This window comes from Spirosoma validum (genome assembly GCF_014699035.1).
Lineage (GTDB): Bacteria > Bacteroidota > Bacteroidia > Cytophagales > Spirosomataceae > Spirosoma > Spirosoma validum.
In genome coordinates this window covers 202834-225032 of record NZ_JACXAA010000002.1, presented here as the reverse complement: position 1 = coordinate 225032, position 22199 = coordinate 202834, and the positions used below count along the sequence as shown (strand labels likewise).

Sequence of the window (22199 nt, the reverse complement as noted above, 5' to 3'; positions counted from 1 at the left end):
TTTATGACAACTCGCAGAGATTTCCTGAAGCAAACGCCGGCCCTGATTGGCCTGCTGAACAGTATTCCAGCCATAGCGCAGGCGGCTGACAAAAAATCAATCATTCTTCGTTCGTCCTGGCAAACGGTCAACATTGGCGACATTGGGCACACGCCGGGCGTGCTGACCCTACTCGAAAAATATTTGCCCGACGTTGAGGTTCGGCTCTGGCCATCGAATCTCGATAATGGCGTGGAAGACTTGATGCGTAAGCGGTTTCCGAACGTACCCATTATCCGAACGCCCGACGAAATTCAGAAAGCATTCAAGGATTGTGTGTTTCTATTGCATGGTTCTGGCCCATCGCTGGTGGCAACCGCAAGTGTGGTTCAGTGGGATAAAGAAACCGGTAAACCGTTCGGCGTGTACGGCATTACGTTTCCGGGCGTGTACAGCCCCGATCCGAAAGCGATGATAACACCCAACCCGCAATCCGTCGAGATGCTCAACAAAGCGAAGTTTGCCTTGTTTCGGGATTCGATCTCACTGGATTTCGCTAAAAAGAACGGCGTTCACAATGCCATCATGGAATTCTGTCCCGACGGTGCCTTTGCCGTCGACCTGCGTAACGATCAGGCCGCCACTACGTTTATGAGCGAACATGGGCTGGAAGCTGGTAAGTTTATGTGTGTCATTCCGCGCCAGCGCTTTACGCCCTACTGGGAGATTCCGAGTAAGAAAACCCCTTTCGACGAAACCCGGAATACGCGCAATCAGGCCATGAAAGAACACGACAATGCCCCCCTGCGCGAGGCTATTATTCAGGTGGTTCGGCAAACGCCGATGAAAATTCTGATTTGTCCGGAAGACTCGACGCAGGTGAAGCTGGGTAAGGAAGTTCTGTTCGACAAACTACCCGACGATGTCAAACCCAAAGTCGTCTGGCGTGACAACTACTGGTTGACCGACGAAGCAGTCAGTACGTATGTTCGGTCGGCGGGTTTGTTCGGCCTCGAAATGCACTCCCCCATCATGTGCATCGGCAATGGTATCCCGGCTATTGTCGGACGCTTTGCCGAGCAAACCAGTAAGGGCGTGATGTGGAAAGACATTGGCCTGGGCGACTGGCTGTTCGATTTTGATAACGAAGCAGACATTGCGCGTTACGTTCCAGCCGTGCTGGCGATGGCGAAAGACCCCAAAGCCGCAAAAGCCAAAGCTGCCAAGGCCCGGAAATTCGTGGAGCAGCGCCAGCGCGAAACGATGGGTTTAGTCAAAAAGAACGTAATCTCCGTCTGAGTCGATGCAAGACCGTAGAACTTTTCTGAATCAACTCCCAGCGCTGGTTGGGTTGTTGATGAATGTTCCAACCCTGGCCCAGTCAGCAGCAGACCGTCTGACCGCAAAAAAATCGATTATTCTGCGCTCGTCCTGGCAAACCGAAAACATTGGCGATATCGGCCATACACCGGGCGTTTTGTCGCTGCTGGAAAAATACCTGCCCGATGTCGACGTTCGGCTCTGGCCGATGAACGTCGGCAATGGCGTGGAAGACATGTTACGCAAACGGTTTCCAAACGTACCCCTTATTCAATCGCCCGACGAAATACAGAAAGCGTTTAACGAATGTGAGTTTTTGCTGCATGGTTCCGGCCCGTCGCTGGTGGCCCGTAAAGACGTAGAACGCTGGGTGAACGAAACGGGCAAGTCCTACGGGATTTATGGCATTACGTTTCCGGGCGTTTATGGCTTTGCCGAAGACCGGGGCAAGATTAATCCCGTCGACATTGAGCTGTTGAGCAAGGCCAAGTTTGCCTATTTCCGCGATTCGGTTTCGCTGAAATTTGCCAGACAACACGGCGTTACGTGCCCAATCATGGAATTTTGCCCCGATGGTGCGTTTGCCGTCGATGTTCGGAACGACGCAGCCGCCGATGCTTTTCTGCGGGAACACAATCTGGAAACCGGGAAATTTTTGTGTGCCATTCCGCAGTATCGGTTTTCGCCCTGGTGGGAGTTACCGCAAAAGAAACAGGCGCCCAACGAAGCCAAACGAGCGTATAACGAAAAAATGAAAGAGCAGGACAACGCGCCCATCCGCGAAGCGATCATTGCGGTTGTTCGGCAAACGCCAATGAAGGTTTTACTTGTTCCAGAGAACGAAACGCAGGTACGTATCGGGAAGGAAATGCTGTACGACCCGCTGCCCGACGATGTGAAAGCCAATGTCGTCTGGCGAGATCATTACTGGCTGACCGATGAGGCCGTCAGTACGTATATTCGCTCGGCGGGCTTATTTGGCCTCGAAATGCATTCCCCCATTATGTGCATTGCGCAGGGAATTCCAGCCATTGTCTGCCGGTTCGAAGAACAGACGAGCAAAGGATACATGTGGCGGGATGTTGGTCTGGACGACTGGCTATTCGACATGGACACGCCTGGCGACGTAGCGAAGATTGTGCCGACGGTACTTGCGCTGGCGAAAGATCCTAAAACCGCAAAAGCAAAAGTGGCAAAGGCTCGTACCTTTGTGGAGCAACGCCAGCGCGAAACCATGGGCGTTCTGAAAAAGGCTCTTCATGCGTAAAATTCAGTTGATTTCCTGCCTGCAGCTGTTGTTCAGCGCATTTGCTTTCCGACAGGACGTACCGCCCCGCCTTCAGCTCTTTCTGCTTATCGGTCAGTCGAATATGGCTGGTCGAGGGGCTGTCGATGCGGCTCAACAGCCGAATCCCCATATCTGGATGCTGACCAAAGAGTTAAGTTGGGTACCCGCTCGCGACCCAATGCATTTCGACAAACCCGCTGTTATTGGCGTTGGTCCGGGCCTGGCTTTCGCGCAAAAACTGGCTGCTACGTACCCCGCTCTGAATATTGGTCTGGTACCCTGCGCCGTCGGGGGTTCGGGCATTGACGTCTGGAAGCCGGGGGCTTACTACGAGCCGACTAAATCGTATCCGTATGATGATGCGTTACGCCGGGCTAAGAAAGCACTTGAACAAGGTCAGTTAGCTGGTTTCATCTGGCATCAGGGCGAATCAGATTCCACGCCCGACAAAGCGGGTGTTTACGAAGAAAAACTGGTTGAACTGGTTAACCGATTCCGAAAAGAACTGAATGCGCCCAATGTACCGTTTGTCGTTGGTACGTTAGGTGACTTTGTGGTGAAACGAAATCCCGACGCGAAAACGGTCAACGATGCTCTTCAACGCGCTACCCAGCACATTCCGGATTCATATTGTGTACTGTCGTCGGGGCTGACCGATAAAGGCGATTCAACGCATTTCGATACGCGTTCTGCCCAAACACTTGGCCAACGATATGCGGATGTGTTCATCCAGAAGAAATTAATCAAACTCAATCGGTAAGGGAAAGTATCGCTAAGGACCTATCTTCTTTGGCCATTTCGTATAATTGCAGAATCTTTTGCCTTTACTCACCTACTTTGCCGCATGGCTGTTCCTACTTTTCCGTCCAGGCCTCAAATCGAACCGCAGGCTGGTTTGTTTAGTCTACCCGTTATCGTAGCCGCCCTGGGCTACTTCGTTGATATTTACGACTTACTGCTTTTTGGTATTGTTCGCGTACCCAGCCTGAAAGACCTTGGCCTCACGCCCGATCAAATCTCGACCGTTGGCGCCAGCATTATAAACTGGCAAATGGGCGGGTTACTACTTGGCGGTATTTTATGGGGTGTATTAGGCGATAAACGGGGGCGACTCTCCGTACTCTTCGGCTCGATCATTACGTATTCCATCGCTAACATTGCCTGTGGGTTTATCAAGAACGTTACGTTCATGGACCCTGTCACGTATTACGCTCTCATGCGGTTCGTTGCTGGTGTTGGCTTAGCTGGAGAACTGGGCGCTGGAATTACGCTTGTTAGTGAAATTTTACCTACCGAAAAGCGGGCCATTGGTACGTCGCTCGTGGCGGGTATTGGGCTTTTTGGCGCTGTTGTTGCCTATTTTACGGTTAAACTGTTCGACTGGCAGATGGCGTTTTTTGTAGGTGGTGGACTAGGCGTTGGGCTGTTGCTGCTACGTGTCGGCGTTGTCGAATCGGGTATGTTCACGAACGTTACGGAACAGAAACACGTCAACCGGGGGGATTTCTTTTCTTTTTTCACGAACGCCAACCGACTCAGTCGCTACCTCAAGTGCATCGCCATTGGCTTACCGACCTGGTTCGTTATTGGCATCCTCGCTACGTTCAGCAATGAATTCGGGAAAGCACTGGGCATCGCTGAGGAGATTCAGCCGGGGTTAGCCATCATGTGGTGCTACGTTGGGCTGGCCTTTGGCGATCTGGCCAGCGGTTTCATCAGTCAGGCATTCGAATCGCGCCGGAAGTCCGTTGCTTTACTGATGGGCATCGCCTTGATCTTTGGGCTGGTTTATTTGTATTTCGGCATCAACAGTGCGACCGTTCTGTATGGTTTGTGTCTGGCCATGGGCTTCGGTATTGGCTACTGGGCCATGTTTGTCACCATTGGCGCCGAGCAATTTGGCACTAATCTCCGGGCAACGGCTGCCACTACGGTACCGAATATGGTACGTGGCCTGGTCATTCCGATGACGCTAACGTATCAGGCGTTGAAACCGTCACTCGACATTATAAACGCCGGAGCCGTTGTTGGCCTGATCAGTTTTATTCTCGGCTTCTACGCCATCCTGACTATTCCCGAAACCCACGGGAAAGATCTGAATTATCTGGAAGAATAAATGGGAAAGGAGGAAGAGGAGTAAAGGGAGGAATGGGACGAAAGGAAAGAATTCTTTTAACATTCCTCCCATTCTTCCCTTTACTCCCTTTCCTCCTCACTTATGCAAACCCTCTCTCCCACCCGTCCGTCTTTACGTCCGCTTTTTGCCTTACCGGTCATTGTATCGGCATTGGGTTATTTCGTGGATATCTACGACATGGTGATTTTCACCATTGTTCGGGTACCCAGCCTTCAGGCACTGCATTTGTCGAAAGACGAGATCTCAACCGCTGGTACGTTCATTTTCAACTGTCAGCAGGCCGGTTTATTGTTGGGCGGGTTTCTGTGGGGTGTGCTGGGCGACAAACGAGGGCGAATGTCGGTTCTGTTCGGATCGATCATTACCTATTCGCTGGCGAATATTGGTTGCGGGTTTGTGCAAGATGTAAACACCTACGCCCTGTTGCGCTTTATTGCTGGCGTTGGCTTATCGGGTGAGATTGGCGCAGCAATGGTTTTGGTCTCGGAAATTCTCCCCAAAGAAATTCGAAGCTACGGTACGTCGATTATAGCCGGGATTGGCTATCTGGGAGCGGGAGCCGCTTACCTGACTGCTGAATATTTCAGCTGGCGAATGGCCTTCTGGGTTGGTGGTGGCATGGGCGTTCTTCTGTTGCTGCTTCGCGTGAGCGTTTTCGAATCAGGCCTGTTCAGCCGATTAGAAGCCGACCATAAGACAGTCCGCCGGGGGAACTTCTTTTATTTTTTCAGTAGCTGGCCACAACTTATTAAATACTTTCGCTGCGTAGCAGTGGGCGTTCCGACCTGGTTTGTGGTTAGTATTCTGGCTGCGTACGCCAATGAGCTAGGCGAAGCACTCACAGTTGACGGCGGACTTAATCCCGCCCGTTGCGTCATGTTCATTTACATGGGCTTTGCCATCGGCGACTTTCTCTGCGGTCCATTGAGTCAGTGGCTCCGTTCTCGTCTGAAAGCAATTATTGGAATGCTCGTGTTCAGTACGTTGCTGAGTGCTGCTTATTTATCGGGCAGCATACATACCGCGAATGGCATTTACATAATCTGTCTTTTAGCCGGAATCTCTACGGGCTATATTGCCATGTTCCTGACGATGGTTGCTGAACTCTACGGCACGAACCTTCGGGCTACGGCCACTACGTCGGTACCGAGTGTTGTGCGCGGTACGGCCATCATCATGACCCTCTCCTATCAGGCGCTGAAGCCATCCGTTGGTGTATTGGCTGCCGCCAGCATCTTGGGCATTCTTGTTTACGGGCTAACATTCTGGTCACTGAGTCGAATGGAAGAGACTTTTGGCAAGGATTTAGACTTCGTTGAGTAGTCGCTAACCGTTTATCATTTATTTAAACCGCTACTCCATATTACCAGCGTTCGGCTGGCTTAGCAACATCATTGGGTTGACAGCTAAAGGTTTTAAACTTAACTCTTGCAATCCAATGAGAACTTCCATTAAATTGATCATCAGCGCTTTATCTCTGACATTCAGCTTACTGTATTCGTTACCCGGCATGAGCCAGGACACTTATTACACAGAAAAATCATTTGCGGTCGCGATGTATCCAGCCCTGGAAAATTCTAAGCTATGGCTAACTTTGGAACAGTATAAACCTGAAGAAAAACTCAGTGTCGAATTAGTCGATCAACAGGGAAAGTTATTGTACAACGAAACTTTGTCGGGAAAACTCAGAAAACGGAACGCCTATCGTCAATCCTTCGATATGAGTCAGCTTGGCGATGGAAAATATACATTCCGAATATCGGGAGGTGGGCATAAGGAAGAGTTTACGTTTAAATTAACAACACCATCGCTACAACAAACACTGCCTGCGAGGCTTATCGCCATTAATTAATCCAATACGTGATCCAGATCATGGGAAGGTACGGAGACTGCTTCGTACCTTTTTTTATGACCGTTCATGTCGGTTAGACCCTTGGTATGCTTATCACGGCAAATAAGTATCTGCCATCTTACCAAAATCGTTATCAATTGTACTGGATTCACTAATCTATAAATGATTTTACCCTAGAGTAAGCCTATTTGAAGAAATAATTGCTTTTTTACAGGCTGATTCCAAAACCAATTTTTCGTGCTGCAAAATGAACCAGCTTAAGCAGATTGATTACATAATTTTTCTCCTGTATTTCATTGGTGTTTCCTCCTATGGCTACTGGATTTATAAGCAAAAGCAAAAGACTAAACTCGATACCAAAGACTTTTTTCTTGCAGAAGGATCACTGACCTGGTGGGCTATTGGAGCCTCGCTCATAGCCTCAAATATCTCCGCCGAGCAGTTCATTGGCATGTCGGGGAATGGGTTTACGTTCGGGGTAGCCGTTGCCGCCTACGAATGGCTGGCCGCCGTTGCGCTGATTATTGTGGCGATTTGGTTTATGCCCATTTATCTCAAGAACCATATCTACACGATGCCGCAGTTTCTGAAAACGCGGTATAACGAGACGGTTAGTTTGATTATGGCTATTTTCTGGCTGTTTCTCTACGTTTTTGTAAACCTGACGTCGATTCTGTTCCTGGGCGCTTTGGCCATTAGTAGCCTGGTGGGGGCCGATTTGTTTCACCCCATCGTGATTGGTTTAAGTATTTTTGCCCTGATCATTACGTTGGGTGGCATGAAAGTTATCGGCTACACGGACGTAATTCAAGTTGTTGTGCTGGTTATTGGCGGGCTGGTCACCAGCTATATCGCCCTTACGCTGGTTAGTCAGAAATTTGGCCTAGGGAACGACGTACTGGCTGGTTTCTCGGCGATGATGGGTGATGCGGAAGATCACTTCCACCTGATTTTTGAAAAACCAGGCCCAAATACGCCACAGGTAGAAGTGAATAAATACCTGACGGTGCCGGGTATCACGATGTATTTTGCTGGTCAGTGGATTGTGAACCTGAACTACTGGGGCTGTAATCAGTACATTACCCAACGTGCGCTTGGCGCTGACCTGAAAACAGCCCGGACGGGTATTCTGTTTGCGGCCATGATCAAGCTATTCATGCCTTTGATTGTGATGTTGCCGGGTATTGCGGCTTACGTATTGTATAAAAACGGTAGTCTTCAGAATGAAATGGCGCCGGGCGGTAAGCTACTGGCCGATAACGCGTATTCAGCCATTTTGTCGTTCCTGCCTACGGGTCTTAAAGGCTTGTCAATGGCTGCCTTAACGGCGGCTATCGTAGCATCGCTGGCGGGCAAAGCCAATTCGATCTCAACGATTTTTACGCTTGACATCTACCATAAGTACATTAAGAAAGAAGCTACCGAAACGCAATTGGTCTGGACAGGACGGGTTACCATCTTGGTGGCGATGCTAATGGCCATTGGCCTGACCTGGGAGGATGCGCTGGGTGTTGGCAGTGAAGGCGGCTTTACGTTTATCCAGAAATACACGGGCTATTTGAGCCCCGGTATTTTTGCCGTGTTCCTGCTGGGTTTCTTCTGGAAGCGCACGACAGGAGCCGCGGCCGTTGTGGGTATCCTGATGGGTTTTGCTATGGCAATTCTGTTCAATCACTTCGCACCTGAATGGTTCGGTCACGAAACGATACTCTACACGGCGTTCCGGAATGCAGAAGGGGTCTATGAAATTCCGTTTCTGGTTTCGATGGGCTGGGCCTTCGTGTTCACGGTGCTGACGATGGTTCTGATCAGTTTGGCCGGACCGGCTATCAACCCGAAAGCGTTTGAGATCGACTCAAGAATGTTCCGATTGGCTCCATCGACCACAGCCATGGTCGCCATTATTTTTATGTTACTGACCGTTCTTTACGTTCGGTTCTGGTAACAGCATGATCATAGAAGGAGAAATCATTCTTGACAGTCGAAAAATTACCCATTATTTATTGGTGTGGAAAGCCGAGAGTGACAAATCGGCTTTCCTAAATAAATTAGGTTACACACAAAATAATTGGGATGAATTAGAGCAGGACATCCGTGAAATTATCCGTACCGGCGAAGCTATTTATTCACGTCCCGCTCCATTCGGTGGCGATTTATATAAAATAAGCGGTACATTACGTAACTTCGGCGTTGTTACAATCTGGTTATATACGGAAACACCTGCTGTCTGGCGTTTTGTCACTTTATATCCTGAAAAGCTATGAAATTTGACTTATTTCAACGAGCTGTATTAGGTAAAGATTTTCCTCAACATGGCCTCAAGAAAGGCGATATGGGTATTGTCGTTGAACACATAGCTCACGCTGACCAGAATGATGGCTATATCCTGGAGTTTTTCGACGCGCAGGGGAACACAATTGACGTACTCCCAGTCTTGGAATCTGACCTTGACGCTCCTCGTCCCAACACTATTCTGACATACCGGGAGATGACTCGAGCCGCTTAGTAGCAACTCTCTTGGGTACCTCTCCGAGTTATCGCATGCAAGACACTACCGTTCTCTCCTCAACTTCGCTACGTCCCTTATTTACCTTACCGGTCATCGTGGCGGCCTTGGGTTATTTCGTCGATGTGTATGACCTGTTGCTGTTCAACATCGTTCGCGTGCCTAGCCTGAAAGATATGGGGTTATCGGAAGCGGATATTTCGCTCATTGGTGGCCGAATCCTGAATTTCCAGCAAGCAGGCTTATTGCTGGGTGGTATTCTGTGGGGAATTCTGGGGGATAAACGCGGTCGGCTCTCTGTACTTTTTGGAAGTATCATTACGTATTCGCTGGCGAACATTGCCTGTGGTTTCGTGCAGGATCCAGAACAGTATGCCTGGCTTCGGTTTGTGGCTGGTTTTGGTCTGGCTGGCGAATTGGGAGCGGGTATTACGTTAGTTAGTGAAATTTTGCCTCCACACCTCAGAGGTTATGGCTCATCGCTGGTAGCCAGCGTAGGCTTGCTGGGGGCCGTTGTCGCTTACTTTACCGTTACACTTTTCGACTGGCGCACGACGTATTTTATCGGCGGTGGATTGGGCCTAGGCTTACTGCTGCTACGTATCAGCGTGCTCGAATCGGGTATGTTCAAACGTGTGCAGGGAACCAACGTATCGCGGGGTAATTTCTGGGCTTTATTTCGCGATTGGCCGTCCATGTTACGTTACCTCCGCTGCATGGGAATTGCCTTACCGACGTATCTGGTAATTGGAATTCTGGCTACGTTCAGCAACGAGTTCGGGAAAGCCGTCGGTGTTCAGGAAGCGATCCAGCCGGGTCGGGGTGTCATGTTCACCTACATCGGTATTGTTGCGGGCGATTTGTTCAGTGGGATTCTGAGCCAGTGGCTGCAATCTCGTCGGAAAGCGGTCGGACTGATGATGGCCTTTACCTTCGTTTGTATTGTTCTTTATCTGTTTACTGGAATTACCTCAGCCAGTACGTTTTATAGCGTTCTGCTAGTCATGGGTTTTGGCATCGGCTACATTGCTATGTTCCTGACGATTGCCGCTGAGAGTTACGGAACAAACCTCCGCGCGACGGCCACTACGTCCATAGCGAACAATGTTCGGGCCACTACGTTGCTCACTATTCCCGCTTTTCAGGTTATGAAACCCACGCTGGGAGCAGTTGGCTCTGTGGCTATCGTGGCACTTGTTTGTTTCCTATTAGCCATCTGGTCGCTGGTAACGATGGAAGAGACGTTTGGGAAAGATTTAGATTACAGCGAATAACCTAAAAATTGCTGGGTAGCATCGTGCTTTTATATCCCACTATTAGACTATGCTTCTGCAGTCGCTCATCCTGTTTCTTTTAGCTACGAATCTGTTGACGACCGGTTGTCAATCTGGGCAGACGTATGATGAGCCAAAAAGACATTTCCATACAGTTGATTACGTCGACGTTGGCAAGCAAATGAACCGTGTCCCAACGCCTTATATTGTCGATGTATCTCATCAGTCGAAACGCTTAATTTTTATTGGCTGCGATCATATTCGCGATTCAACCAATAAACAGTTTGCTGTCATTCAACGCTGTTTCTCTCAGTTAAAACCACAAGTTGCTTTTAACGAAGGCGGACAGATAAATGAAAGTGTCCATTACTCAAGTTTGAATAAAGCTGCTTTTGAAGCCGGAGAAACAGGTTGCTTAAAATACCTGAGTGACCAGGCCGGTGTTCACTTGTTGAATGGCGATACGCCAGACAGTTTAGAATTTGCGTTAACCCTCAAGCGGTTTCCAAAAGAAGAAATGTATCTCTATTACGTTATGGAGCGAATCGTTATTCCTTATTTAAGTTTTGGCAATCAAAAGGAATCCTTCGAAACGTATTTTAATGATGGAGTAAAATGGCTTGTTAACAACGATTTTCCGTTAGCTTCTCACGAACAAACATTCGCTTACTTCAACGATTTGTACCAGAAGTACATAAAACGGCCTTTTGTCCCGGCATTAACTGGCGATGTAGAAAAATTCGACTACATCAATGGGGGCGACTGTCATTTTTGCGCCCTTGGCCGGCAATCAAAAATGATCAGAGACAGCATTTTATTGACCAAACTGGATCAGGCTTTGGATCAGTATAATCGTATCATAGTCACTTTCGGCAAAGGGCATGCCTTAGCCGTTAAACCGGCTTTGATACAAATCATGAATAAAGACAGACGATAATCAGTTGATTAAGGCTGGTTCTGAATGTAGATAAAGCTTGTTGCGCCAACAATTACCCCCAGTACCTTTACAAAGGTGGCCGTTTATCGAACCAGGGTCGCTCCTGCTCCAGTTGGCCTGCCAATCGAAATAAGGTTGCTTCATCGCCCAATTTAGCGGCAAACGTAACGCCAATGGGTAGTCCGTCTGGAGACCAGTGTAATGGCATTGACATAGCAGGCTGACCCGTCATGTTGGCGATAACAGCAAACGAAATATAGCCCAATGATCGCTCGGCTAATTCCGTTACAATTTTGCTGCCGTTCAGGTATTTTAAGCCCCCCAGCGAGTCGACTAATTTGAGTAAACGCTGCTCCGAAACCGTGTTTTGAAACGTACCGATAGCGATCGGTGGTCTTGGTAAGCTCGGCGTCAGGAATACATCATAGGTTTCATGAAGTTTGCCCATAGCACGGTTAAGCGTATTCCAGCGCCGTTTCTGGTAGGCCGCATCAGCGGCTGAAAAACCATCGGCCAGCCGGGCCTGCGCCCACGTATTCAGTTCTACATCGGTACGCCGAATCGGGCGACCTAAATACGTACCCACTTGACGAAGTAGTCCGGCCGTTTCGCTCACTACGTTTAGAAAAAAGGCTTCCGTTACGATTGTTTTCTCATACGGCAAGGGTATTTCGTCAACCGTATGCCCGAGTTTCTCCAGCAAGTTGGCCGTTTCCTGAACAGCTTTAACGCACTCAGGATGTGTCGGTTGAGAAGCGATAAGCGCCTGCGTTGAGAACGCAATGCGAAATTTTCCAGGCTCGCGACCAACTTCTTCTTTGAAAGGGCGTTCGGGGGGCATAATTCCATATGGGTCGCCAGCGAGCGGCCGATACGTCGGTCCACCTGCATTCACATCAAGTAAGCCCGCGCTATCCCGTACGCTACGTGTGACTACGTGAGCTACCACCGCTCCATTCCATAACTCGCCATATTGCGGCCCGAGCGTAACGCGCCCCCGCGACGGCTTCAGCCCAAATAAGCCACAGCAGGAAGCTGGCGTACGAATGGAACCGCCCCCGTCGGATGCGGTAGCCGCCGGCACAATACCAGCCGCCACAGCAACGGCCGACCCACCACTTGACCCGCCCGGTGAATGGGTAAGTTTCCAGGGATTTCGAGCCGGACCATAAAGTTTTGATTCGGTGTAGGGCGTCAGGCCAAATTCAGGCGTATTGGTTTTCCCGAAAAATACCAGTCCGGCGGCTTTCAACCGTTTGACAACTTCACTGTCTATCGTTGATACGTAATCCTGAAAGCTCCGACAGCCCGACTTCATCGGCGTTCCCGCCCATTCCAGTTCCAGATCTTTCAGCAAAAAGGGTACGCCACGAAAAGTACCTTCTTCCGGTAAATGCGTAGCCATATCACGGCCTTTATCGTATAGCGGTGTTACGATGGCGTTGAGTTGCGGGTTAACGGCTTCTGCACGGGCAATGGCTGTTTCGAGCAGTTCAGCGGGCGTTACGTTGCCTTTACAAACGAGTTCGGCCAAGGCCGTTGCATCGTAGTTGACATATTCCTCGAAAGACAGCGTTTGAGCACGTGACGTTTGCATAGAGTAGACAGGAATCAGGCCGGAAGGTACTCAAAAACGATATTCGACCTGCGAATCTGATGAGTTTTACAACCGTCGGTTGCTGATTTGGTTACACTTTATAGAAATCAATCGCTCTTTATGCATCGTACCTTAGTCGTATCGCTACCTTCCGACCATACTGACAAACTCATCAGTCAGCTTGAACCCTTAGATTGTGTTGTCGGGCTGTCGGTGCAACGGGGCGGTTCCATCAAACCCATCGGCGATATTCTAACGCTTCAGACCCTGAATAAAGGCATTGATGAAGCCTTACGCCGAATCGCGGATGTTTGTAAGGGCACAACGTATTCGATTGCCACCGCCGAGCAAGCCAGCATCATTGACCCACAAAATGATTCGTTAGTTGAAAACGACATCGACGAAGCGATTTGGGAAGAGATGGAAACGGGGCTGCGCCATCAGGGACGGGTGACGGGTAATTATCTATCACTCATGGCCCTGGGTGGTGCTATGTCTGCTGTCGGGTTAGTCTCAGAACCCGTACCACAGGTCGTTGCTTTCGTCGCTGCTTCGGTTATTGCGCCGGGTTTCGAACCAATTGCCCAAATACCCTTAGGTCTTGTCCTGAATAACTTCCACACCATCAAACGAGGACTAAGGTCTGTTCTGATGGGCTATGGTACGCTAATTCTGGCTTCAGTATTGACATTCCTGTTGTTACGTTGGTTGGGAGCCGCCAGTGAAGAGGAGTTTGTCAGAAATCAGGCTGTGGACATGATGGCTCATCCCTCTACCAAAGACATCATTGTTTCTATTTGCGGTACGTTGTCCGGAGCCATTATCATTGCTTCTTACCGACGTAGTATTATTGCTGGTGCGCTGATTGCTATGGTCATCATTTCGGCAGCCGCCATGATTGGCGTGTCGATAGCCTGTGGACAGTGGTCTCTGGCACTCGAAGGTGCCGAGCGATTCGGTTTGGATGTAGCCTTAATTGTAGCCTCCTGTTATGTGGTGTTTATGGCAAAACAACAACTACTGCATAAGCGTAAGCCTATTGTTTAAGTAATCAGGCAGCTTAAACTTATAAGGTCTCAGAGACCTTATAAGTTTGTAGTTACCCTCATTTTGCAACCACGTTTTTGCCTAGTTTCTCTTCTGGTACAAGTTCAGCCTGCTCTCCGTGTGGTGGGTCCGTAAGTGTGCCGCCGAACCATTTTGCGCGTTGCTGACGACTGTTCACGTCATCAACTTCAACCAATCGAATGCCACCTGGCTGATCGGCGCTGGGTTCCTCATAGACCACTTGCAGCCCGACCCAGGCCAGATACTCGTTAAGTTTTGCTTCGAGCGGTTCGTTACCCAAAATACACAGGTCGTAGTACCACTCCAGTGATTCACCGGTTACGTCTTCGGTTATGGCTCGGTAATCATCCAGCGTGTAGCCAATGAATGGTTTACCAAACCGTTGCCACATGAGCCGCATTACGTCGTCTAACGAGTGGGAATGGTCAGTTAATTTTCGGATGTGCAGGTCCAGAATAAGAGCAGAAATGGCGCCTTTGTGATAAACCGACACTTTACGATCCGGTACGCCTTTGTCGTAGCCATCGAGCCATAAATCCCAGGACGATTCGACCAGTGACTGAAACGCCCGGCCGTTGTTCTCAAAATGGCGTTTGAACAATACCTGTAGCTCTTTCAGATACGCTTCATCCGTAAAAACGCCCGACTGCCGAAGCATTAAATCGCCGTAATATGTCGTAACGCCTTCAGCGACAAAGCAGGTTGGAAAGTAATTTTCCTTCGTGAAATCGTAAGGAAGCAATTCGGCAGGTCGAATTCGAATGATGTTCCAGGCATGAAACAACTCGTGCGATGATACGCCCAGCAAGTCCTGATAAATACCCTCGCCTTCGTCGTTCGGCCCAAGCACAAGCACCGTCGAATTGCGATGCTCGACACCGTGATAATAGGGCACAGGTAAAACCAGCGTCAGGAAGTGATATTCCTGTTCAGGAAATTCACCGTACAGCCTGAGTTGCTGCTCTGAGAAACGACTGAAATCCTGTACAATTCGATCGGCATTAAACGTAGGATCGCCATCGGTACGTCGCCCACCCTGAATCCAGACATGAAACGAGATTCCCTTTACTTCATACTGAATATGTTGCAGAACGGGCGCAGCTATTAATGGACAGTCAACCAATTCATAAAAATCGGCGGCCCAGAGCGTTTTCGGAGCCGTTTGTTTCAGTCCGCAGGCAATCGTCCAGTTGTCCGGAATGTCCAGTTCAAGTGTACAGGGCTCGTCAATACGTCCTTCAGCATACAGACATAAATTGACCGGATTTACATAGAGACATGTATCATTAATAAAACTACTGCCGGCATTGAGCAGATTAGGCGTTGGCAGCAAAGCGTAGTAATTGTAACGGACAGTCAGTTCAGGCACTCCGTTTGTCTGAACAAGCCAGCGATCTTTGGTGATCTTGTGGAAACGTAATGGATTTCCTTCCCCATCAACAATATCAAAGCGCTGAATATTTTTAGCAAATTGCTGCAACTCATAACGTCCTGGTCGCCAGGCAGGTAGTTGAAGCTCAACTTCGAATAGGTTCTGAATATCTATTAAGTGCGTTTCAACAGCAATATAATGGGGACTTTGGTCAGCAGACAGGCGATAGTGCATAAATTGACGGTACGCTAAGGCAACAATATTTTTTGCAGCCAGATAGAGGAGTTACTGAAAGCAAGTCGATAAACTGCCCGACAGTTCCCATTGGCTACTCAAAGATGTAACCCTCAATTCGTTAAAACGTTTTTCTAAATCGGAGCTTGGTAAACTATTCTGATTTTCCTATCTTTGCGGACTCATTTGGAAAATAACGATTTTTAGGCAAGATAGATCATGAAAAGAACGTACCAACCATCGAACCGGAAGCGGAAAAACAAACACGGTTTCCGTGAGCGGATGGCTACTGCTAACGGCCGTCAGGTGCTGGCCCGCCGTCGGGCTAAAGGTCGCCACAAACTGACCGTATCCGACGAGAAAAAAGGCGAACGCTTTAAAATCTAGTTGACAGGTAGTAGTCAATAGTATTCTTACTTTTCACGAATGGCTATCGACTGACGGCTATCGACTCAATTTTATGCCGCAAACCTTCACCAAATCGGAACGGCTTTGCAGCAAAAAAATTCTCGGTGAATTATTCAAAAAAGGTAGTGCGACCGTAGGGACGTTCTACCTTTTTCCGTTTCGGGTACTCTATCTTCCCCAGCCCAAAACCGATCCAGAAAGCAACGTTTCGACCAATTCTGTTGTCATTACGGTACCTAAACGAATGTTTAAGCGCGCTGTCGACCGGAACCTTATTCGTCGGCGGGTGCGGGAAGCGTATCGGCTTAATAAGCATTTGTTCAAACCCAACAAGGCGGCTCCGTTCTCCATTGCTTTTCTTTATACCGCCAAACAAATAATTTCGTTTGAAGAGATAGAAAAAGGTATGAAATTAGCAATACAAAAAGTCGGCAGTTAACAGCCAATAGTATACCACAAAGCACTATACGATCGGCTAATGACTACTTACGATTCTTAACCGCTACGTCGGACCATCGCTACGGCGGTCCGTTGACAACTAACGACTCAATCTATGCGCTTTCCCAAACGTCTCACCCTTCTTGCGTCGTCGGCTCTCGTAGCGGGTGGCATCGGTTTTTTCTCGTTTAAAAACGACGACCGCTTTTTTGAGATCGCTCGTAACCTCGACATCTACGCTACGTTGTTCAAAGAACTGAACTTGTACTACGTCGATGAGATCAATCCCAACCGAATGGTCAAAACCAGCATCGATGCGATGTTAAAGGCTCTCGATCCATACACGAATTTTTTCGCCGAGGATGAAATCGAGGATTATATGACCATGACCACCGGTCGCTATAATGGGATCGGCGCGCTCATCGGTCAACGGCAGGGGAGAAATATCGTTTTGATGGTTTACGAAGGCACACCAGCCGAAAAATCTGGTCTTCAGATTGGCGATGAGGTTGTTAAAATCGACGGGGTAACGTTGAAAAACCTGAAAGAAGCCGACCCGGGTAAATTGCTGAAAGGTCAGAACAATACGGCCGTCAAATTGACGGTACAGCGCTATGGTCAGAAAGATCCGGTAGAACTGAGCGTCACTCGCGATGTCGTGAAAATGACCAATGTACCGTATTACGGCATGGTTTCCGATGAGGTGGGTTATATCGACCTTAAGGATTTTACAGCCACCGCTGCCCGGGAAGTGCGTACGGCTTTCCAGGAATTGAAAGGAAAGGGAATGAAAAAACTCATTCTCGATGTTCGCGAGAATCCCGGTGGACTACTCAACATGGCCATCGATATTTCGAATCTTTTTATTCCGAAAGATTCAGAAGTGGTTACGACGAAAGGGAAAGTAACGGAGTGGAATAAAACCTATACCGCTACGAGCCCGCCCGTAGATCTTGACATGCCCATCATCGTACTGACAAACAATCATAGTGCTTCGGCGGCTGAGATTGTGTCGGGCGTCATTCAGGACTATGATCGGGGCGTTCTGGTTGGTCAACGTACGTACGGAAAGGGGCTCGTGCAGACGACCCGCGAACTGTCGTTCAATACGAAGCTGAAAATCACGACGGCGAAATATTATATTCCGAGCGGACGATGCATTCAGGCTATTGATTACAGCCACCGCAACCCCGACGGCAGCGTTGGTAAAATTCCTGATTCGCTCAAAACAGCGTTTAAAACGAAAGCAGGGCGGGTTGTTTACGATGGCGGTGGCGTTCTGCCAGACGTAGTGGTTGAAGCGCAAACGCCTACGCCCATTGCCCTAAGTCTGACGAACAAGGGATTGATTTTTGATTACGCCGTGAAATATCGCCATGAGCACCCAAGCATTAAACCCGCCAAGGAGTTCAAATTGACGGATGCCGACTACCAGGCCTTTACAAAGTGGTTGAGCGACAAAGAGTATGACTACACAACTCAGGTCGAAAAAGATCTCGGCACCCTGGAAGCATCCGCAAAAAAGGAAAAATATTTTGACCAGATTCAGGATCAGTTGAAGTCGCTTAAAACGAAAATGTCGCACAGCAAAGATGCGGATCTGAACACGTTTAAGCCTGAACTAAAAACCCTTTTAGAGCAGGAGATTGCCGGGCACTATTACCTGCAAAAAGGCATCAAAGAAGCTTCTTTTGCCACCGACCCCGAAATGAAAGCCGCTCTTGATCTCTTTAAAGATATGGGGCGGTATAGCACGATTCTGAAAAGTAAATAAAAGAAGTAGGAGCGGGAGGAAGGGGAGGAAAGAAAGGAGGCATTTTTCGCTCTCCCTTTTCTCCCCTTCCTCCCGCTCCTCCTTTTTCTCTTCTAATGCTCATTCTCTCCCTCGATACGTCTACCACGGTCTGTTCTGTTGCTCTCCATAGTCAGGGCATTTTATTGGGTAGTTACGAACTATTCACGGAGCGAACCTCATCAGCCATGCTCACTACGCTCCTCAACGACGTAGTACGGCAAGCTGGTTACGAACTTGCTCAGGTTGATGCTATTGCCGTTGCGAAAGGACCGGGCTCGTATACAGGCTTACGAATTGGCGTTTCAACTGCCAAAGGGCTTTGTTTTGCCCTGGATAAACCACTGCTAGCCATCAATACGTTAGCTGCGATGGCATCGCAAGTCCAGGCTTATTTCCCAGCGACCTATGTTTTGTGCCCCATGCTGGATGCCCGACGTATGGAAGTTTATTGTGCGTTTTACAATACGTCCGGACAGGAACTAGAGCCAACGTCAGCGCAAATTATTGACGAAACTTCGTTCACCGGCTGGCTGACACAAGGACCCGTTGTTTTTTTCGGTGATGGAGCTGCCAAGTGTCGGGCGCTGTTGGGAGAGCATCCGAATGCCATTTTTCCGGACGCGAACGTAGTACCCTCTGCCCGTACTATCGGAAAATTGGCAACGGTAGCCTTTTCAACGAGCCAGTTCGAGAATTTGGCTACGTTTGAGCCGTTCTACCTGAAAGATTTCATGACAACCCAACCCCGCAAAGCGATTCTTTAATGGCTACGAGTCAGCAGATATAGTCAATGCGAATAGGGATTACGCGGGAATCTGCCATTTTTCTCCTTACTTCGCCCCGACAATCGTCTATTTTCTGCTCCTGTGCAAATTATCGTTGATATTGGCAATACCGATGCCGTTTTCGGACTTTACGACCAAACTACCTGGCAACACGTATGGCGTACGCCAGCCCAACGCGAAGAAACGGCTGAGTCCTACGAACGTCGCCTAAGGCTCTGGTTACTTGAAGCCAGCATTCCGCTGAGCGCCGTAAAATCCACTGTGTTAAGTAGCGTAGTCCCCGGCCTGACACCTACCATGCGGGCTATGCTGTCTGAACTTTTTGGCTTTGCTCCTATCGTTGTTGGTCCCGGAATTTATCCATTACTCCCCATCGAAATTATTCGTCCGCATGAGATCGGTGCCGATCTGGTCGCTAATGCGCTGGCGGCCTATACGCGTTACCAACGTAATTGTGTCGTGGTCGACTTCGGTACAGCATTGACTTTCACGACTGTATCGGGCGCTGGTAAGATAATCGGTGTAGCTATTGCGCCCGGACTAAAGACGGCCATTCGATCGCTCTTTGCTAATACCGCTCAGTTACCTGAAGTACCGATTGAAGTACCAACCTCTGCGCTTGGTACGAGTACAACCCATGCCATTCAGGCGGGCGTCATACTGGGTTACGAAGGTCTGGTTCGTTCGCTGCTGGAACGTATCAAAGCTGAACTGAACGGCGACTGTATCGCGGTAGCAACGGGCGGCCTGTCGGGACGAATTCCATCCCTGCGCGATGCCTTCGTGGATATCATTCCGTCGTTTACGCTAGAAGGCGTACGATTGATCGGTGAATTGGTTCGAACATCGACTACGTAACGTTTCATCTTACCTAGTTTCGTAATATCCAATGCGCTCTTTCTGGGCGCATTTTTTGTATTATATCAATACAACAAAAAAAAAGATAAAATAAATAATGGCCATAGAATAAATCTTTCTCTTCGCACTTTTTTAAACGAATAAAAGAAAAATAGAATTATCCTCCTCTTTTCCTTTATCAATTATATCCGATATACAGAAAATCAAATAATGACAAATAGGACAATTTTATAGCTGATAACAAGCTAGTTAGCTATTAGTTAAATTGCTGTATACAGCTGAACGAAGAGCAGCTTTACTGGCGGGCTTTACTGTCAAAAAAATTATATTTTTCTCCTTATCGTTACTAATCATGAAAGCTTTTTACAAACCTATCTTAATAACTATAATTGTATTTTTTTGCGTTATTTCTACGCAAGCTTCACCACCAAAAATAAAGTGGCAGGCAGGCCAGGTGATGCTTCTTAATAAAACGGTTTTAGAAGGGAACGTATCGTATAACTGGCTGGCCGAAATGGTCATGATTTGTCAGTCAGATGGTCGGGTATCGACTTTCTCTGCCGATCAGGTTCTTCAATTTGGCTGGTTTGATTATGACCAGCATAAATATCGATCTTTCAAATCTCTTCCGAATGTGCTTCGGAAAGACCACATTACTTATGGTTTTTTTGAAATCTATCTGGATGGATCGTTAACCGTAGTTCGCCGTATCCGGCAATCCCGTGGTCTTTTGAAGCGGGCATTTGGGCACCCGGAAAATTATACCGATAAACCGACAATAGCGCAAAACCACGATCATTTCGATTATTTTGTGCAGGACGCTGGGCAGTTATTATCCGTAGATCGGTTCTACAGCGATATCTATACGCCGATTATGACTACCTACGATCGTGAACTACGGAAGTACGTAGTGAGTCACAATCTCAACGATAAGACATTGCTGGGCCGCCTGGTGCTGATTGATCACTATAATCTTCTGGTGTACTATGAGGCTAAAACGGCTTCCGCCAAGAGTTACGGTAATGCGCCAAACTGATAGTAGGTTACGTATTCGGTTCCGATTGAGCGGTGTCGTCACTGGGCGAACTGGAGTTACGCTTCTTGCGCTTGCGGAGCGCATCGTTCAATAAATATTCGATCTGCCCATTTACGCTTCTGAACTCCTCCTGGGCCCATTGTTCCAGCTCTTTCAGCGTTTCGGCCTGAATACGCAGTACAAACGCTTTTTTTTCTGTAGCCATAAGATAAAGGGAGGAGAGGGAAGAAAGGGACGAGAAGGAAAAGGGGTTTAAACGTCTTATAGATTCCACTTTTTCACTTTCTTCCTATTCCTCTACTCCTCTCCCTCCTTTTAATTATATAATGTTCCGGCATTGACAACGGGGCTGACCGATTTTTCACCGCATAAAACAACCAGCAAATTACTGACCATAGCGGCTTTACGTTCCTCATCCAACGCAATCACGCCATTTTTTTCCAGACGCTCCAGTGCCATTTCGACCATGCCAACGGCGCCTTCGACAATCAGGCGACGGGCTGCAATCATGGCCGATGCCTGCTGGCGTTGGAGCATAGCCCCGGCAATTTCGGATGAATAGGCTAAATGGCTTACGCGCGCTTCAATAATGTCAACGCCCGCCCGTTCGAGCCGCTCATTTAACTCTTCTTCCAGAAATACGTTAATCTGGCCAGTACTATCACGTAGCGTTACGGATGAGCCCTCGTCTTCCATGTGATCATACGAATAGGAGTTAGCCAGCTTTCGTACCGCTGCTTCTGACTGAATTTGTACGAAATTAACGTAGTTATCGACTTCAAACAGGGCCTTAGCGGTATCCTTCACCTGCCAGACTACTACAGCCGCAATCTCTACCGGATTACCCATTTTATCATTGACCTTCAGAGTTTGGCCATTCAGGTTACGGGCACGCAAACTGATTTTCGTTTTGCTGTAGAGCGGATTCACCCATTGCAAACCCGTTTCTTTAATAGTCCCGACATAATCGCCAAAGAAAGTGGCAGTCATGCCTTCCTTTGGATAAATGACAACAATGCCTTTCAAGATAAAAAAGCCAGCGGCTGCCAGTACCATGGCCGGTAATGGACCATACGTAGCGAACAGCTTGATAAAGGCGACGGCAGCAAAGCCAAAGCACAACAGAGCAGCCAACAGAAATAAATAACCCGAAACGGACGTAAGCTTTTTTTCCTGCATTGTCGTAAAGATTTAAAAGGTAATATCAAAATGATAGCACAATGATATATTACTTTTTTGAATCATACGCCAAAAATTGTAGGAACGGTTGCTGGACCGTATCATCTGCGTCAACTTTCTTTTAACCGGAAAGGCG

The 22199-nt window shown here is 48.4% G+C and carries 22 protein-coding genes; 18 read left to right on the top strand and 4 right to left on the bottom strand.

The features are described 5' to 3' along the window. Positions 1 to 3 precede the first annotated feature (3 nt). The 11 genes from IC230_RS05795 to IC230_RS05745 all read left to right on the top strand — a co-directional run bounded on the left by IC230_RS05795 (position 4) and on the right by IC230_RS05745 (position 11293). Positions 4 to 1278 (top strand): polysaccharide pyruvyl transferase family protein, encoded by a 1275-nt coding sequence (locus IC230_RS05795; protein WP_191038038.1) that lies wholly within the window; start codon positions 4 to 6, stop codon positions 1276 to 1278. Positions 1279 to 1282: 4 nt separating this feature from the next. After that, complete coding sequence (locus tag IC230_RS05790; RefSeq protein ID WP_191038037.1) at positions 1283 to 2566, top strand: polysaccharide pyruvyl transferase family protein; 1284 nt, start codon at positions 1283 to 1285, stop codon at positions 2564 to 2566. Then, positions 2559 to 3347, top strand: coding sequence for a sialate O-acetylesterase (locus IC230_RS05785; protein WP_191038036.1), 789 nt, complete (start codon positions 2559 to 2561; stop codon positions 3345 to 3347). The genes IC230_RS05790 and IC230_RS05785 overlap by 8 nt, the downstream gene beginning before the upstream one ends. A gap of 84 nt (positions 3348 to 3431) precedes the next feature. Next, entirely contained in the window at positions 3432 to 4703 is a 1272-nt protein-coding gene (locus IC230_RS05780; protein ID WP_191038035.1) for an MFS transporter, read from the top strand. Between the two features lie 102 nt (positions 4704 to 4805). Continuing rightward, complete coding sequence (locus IC230_RS05775; RefSeq protein WP_191038034.1) at positions 4806 to 6047, top strand: MFS transporter; 1242 nt, start codon at positions 4806 to 4808, stop codon at positions 6045 to 6047. Positions 6048 to 6162: 115 nt separating this feature from the next. Continuing rightward, positions 6163 to 6576 carry a T9SS type A sorting domain-containing protein gene (locus IC230_RS05770; RefSeq protein WP_191038033.1) on the top strand — a complete coding sequence of 138 codons (414 nt, stop codon included), beginning with the start codon at positions 6163 to 6165 and terminating at the stop codon, positions 6574 to 6576. A gap of 247 nt (positions 6577 to 6823) precedes the next feature. Then, a complete protein-coding gene (locus IC230_RS05765) occupies positions 6824 to 8521 on the top strand; it encodes a sodium:solute symporter family transporter (protein WP_191038032.1) in 1698 nt (565 codons plus the stop codon). A gap of 4 nt (positions 8522 to 8525) precedes the next feature. Next, a complete protein-coding gene (locus IC230_RS05760) occupies positions 8526 to 8840 on the top strand; it encodes a DUF6883 domain-containing protein (protein ID WP_191038031.1) in 315 nt (104 codons plus the stop codon). Further along, entirely contained in the window at positions 8837 to 9082 is a 246-nt protein-coding gene (locus IC230_RS05755) for a DUF4926 domain-containing protein (RefSeq protein WP_191038030.1), read from the top strand. The genes IC230_RS05760 and IC230_RS05755 overlap by 4 nt, the downstream gene beginning before the upstream one ends. 35 nt (positions 9083 to 9117) lie before the next feature. Further along, positions 9118 to 10356, top strand: a complete 1239-nt coding sequence (locus tag IC230_RS05750) for an MFS transporter (RefSeq protein WP_191038029.1) — start codon at positions 9118 to 9120, stop codon at positions 10354 to 10356. Between the two features lie 49 nt (positions 10357 to 10405). Continuing rightward, on the top strand, positions 10406 to 11293 hold the full coding sequence (locus IC230_RS05745; protein ID WP_191038028.1) for a hypothetical protein: 888 nt from the start codon (positions 10406 to 10408) through the stop codon (positions 11291 to 11293). Positions 11294 to 11360: 67 nt separating this feature from the next. On the opposite strand, the gene IC230_RS05740 is transcribed toward IC230_RS05745, so the two are convergent. Beyond that, positions 11361 to 12890 (bottom strand): amidase, encoded by a 1530-nt coding sequence (locus IC230_RS05740; RefSeq protein WP_191038027.1) that lies wholly within the window; start codon positions 12888 to 12890, stop codon positions 11361 to 11363. A 120-nt stretch (positions 12891 to 13010) separates the two neighbouring features. Here IC230_RS05740 and IC230_RS05735 point away from each other — a divergent pair, with 120 nt between their 5' ends. After that, complete coding sequence (locus tag IC230_RS05735; RefSeq protein WP_191038026.1) at positions 13011 to 13937, top strand: DUF389 domain-containing protein; 927 nt, start codon at positions 13011 to 13013, stop codon at positions 13935 to 13937. A 58-nt stretch (positions 13938 to 13995) separates the two neighbouring features. Here IC230_RS05735 and IC230_RS05730 read toward each other — a convergent pair whose 3' ends face one another. Beyond that, a complete protein-coding gene (locus tag IC230_RS05730) occupies positions 13996 to 15564 on the bottom strand; it encodes a M61 family metallopeptidase (protein ID WP_191038025.1) in 1569 nt (522 codons plus the stop codon). A gap of 219 nt (positions 15565 to 15783) precedes the next feature. On the opposite strand from IC230_RS05730, the gene rpmH reads away from it, so the two are divergent. The 6 genes from rpmH (at position 15784) to IC230_RS05700 (ending at position 20884) form a co-directional block, all read left to right on the top strand. Beyond that, entirely contained in the window at positions 15784 to 15951 is a 168-nt protein-coding gene (gene rpmH / locus IC230_RS05725) for a 50S ribosomal protein L34 (RefSeq protein ID WP_100990412.1), read from the top strand. A gap of 73 nt (positions 15952 to 16024) precedes the next feature. Then, positions 16025 to 16411, top strand: a complete 387-nt coding sequence (locus IC230_RS05720; protein WP_191038024.1) for a ribonuclease P protein component — start codon at positions 16025 to 16027, stop codon at positions 16409 to 16411. A 114-nt stretch (positions 16412 to 16525) separates the two neighbouring features. Continuing rightward, a complete protein-coding gene (locus IC230_RS05715) occupies positions 16526 to 18184 on the top strand; it encodes a S41 family peptidase (RefSeq protein WP_191038023.1) in 1659 nt (552 codons plus the stop codon). A 95-nt stretch (positions 18185 to 18279) separates the two neighbouring features. Then, entirely contained in the window at positions 18280 to 18969 is a 690-nt protein-coding gene (gene tsaB / locus IC230_RS05710) for a tRNA (adenosine(37)-N6)-threonylcarbamoyltransferase complex dimerization subunit type 1 TsaB (RefSeq protein WP_191038022.1), read from the top strand. Between the two features lie 102 nt (positions 18970 to 19071). Continuing rightward, entirely contained in the window at positions 19072 to 19848 is a 777-nt protein-coding gene (locus IC230_RS05705; RefSeq protein ID WP_191038021.1) for a type III pantothenate kinase, read from the top strand. A 457-nt stretch (positions 19849 to 20305) separates the two neighbouring features. Beyond that, positions 20306 to 20884 carry a hypothetical protein gene (locus tag IC230_RS05700; protein WP_223860353.1) on the top strand — a complete coding sequence of 193 codons (579 nt, stop codon included), beginning with the start codon at positions 20306 to 20308 and terminating at the stop codon, positions 20882 to 20884. Positions 20885 to 20891: 7 nt separating this feature from the next. Here IC230_RS05700 and IC230_RS05695 read toward each other — a convergent pair whose 3' ends face one another. Both IC230_RS05695 and IC230_RS05690 read right to left on the bottom strand, forming a co-directional pair. Further along, on the bottom strand, positions 20892 to 21089 hold the full coding sequence (locus IC230_RS05695) for a ribbon-helix-helix domain-containing protein (RefSeq protein ID WP_191038019.1): 198 nt from the start codon (positions 21087 to 21089) through the stop codon (positions 20892 to 20894). Positions 21090 to 21199: 110 nt separating this feature from the next. Continuing rightward, positions 21200 to 22063: an SPFH domain-containing protein gene (locus IC230_RS05690; RefSeq protein WP_191038018.1), complete on the bottom strand. Its 864-nt coding sequence runs from the start codon at positions 22061 to 22063 to the stop codon at positions 21200 to 21202. Between the last annotated feature and the right edge of the window lie 136 nt (positions 22064 to 22199).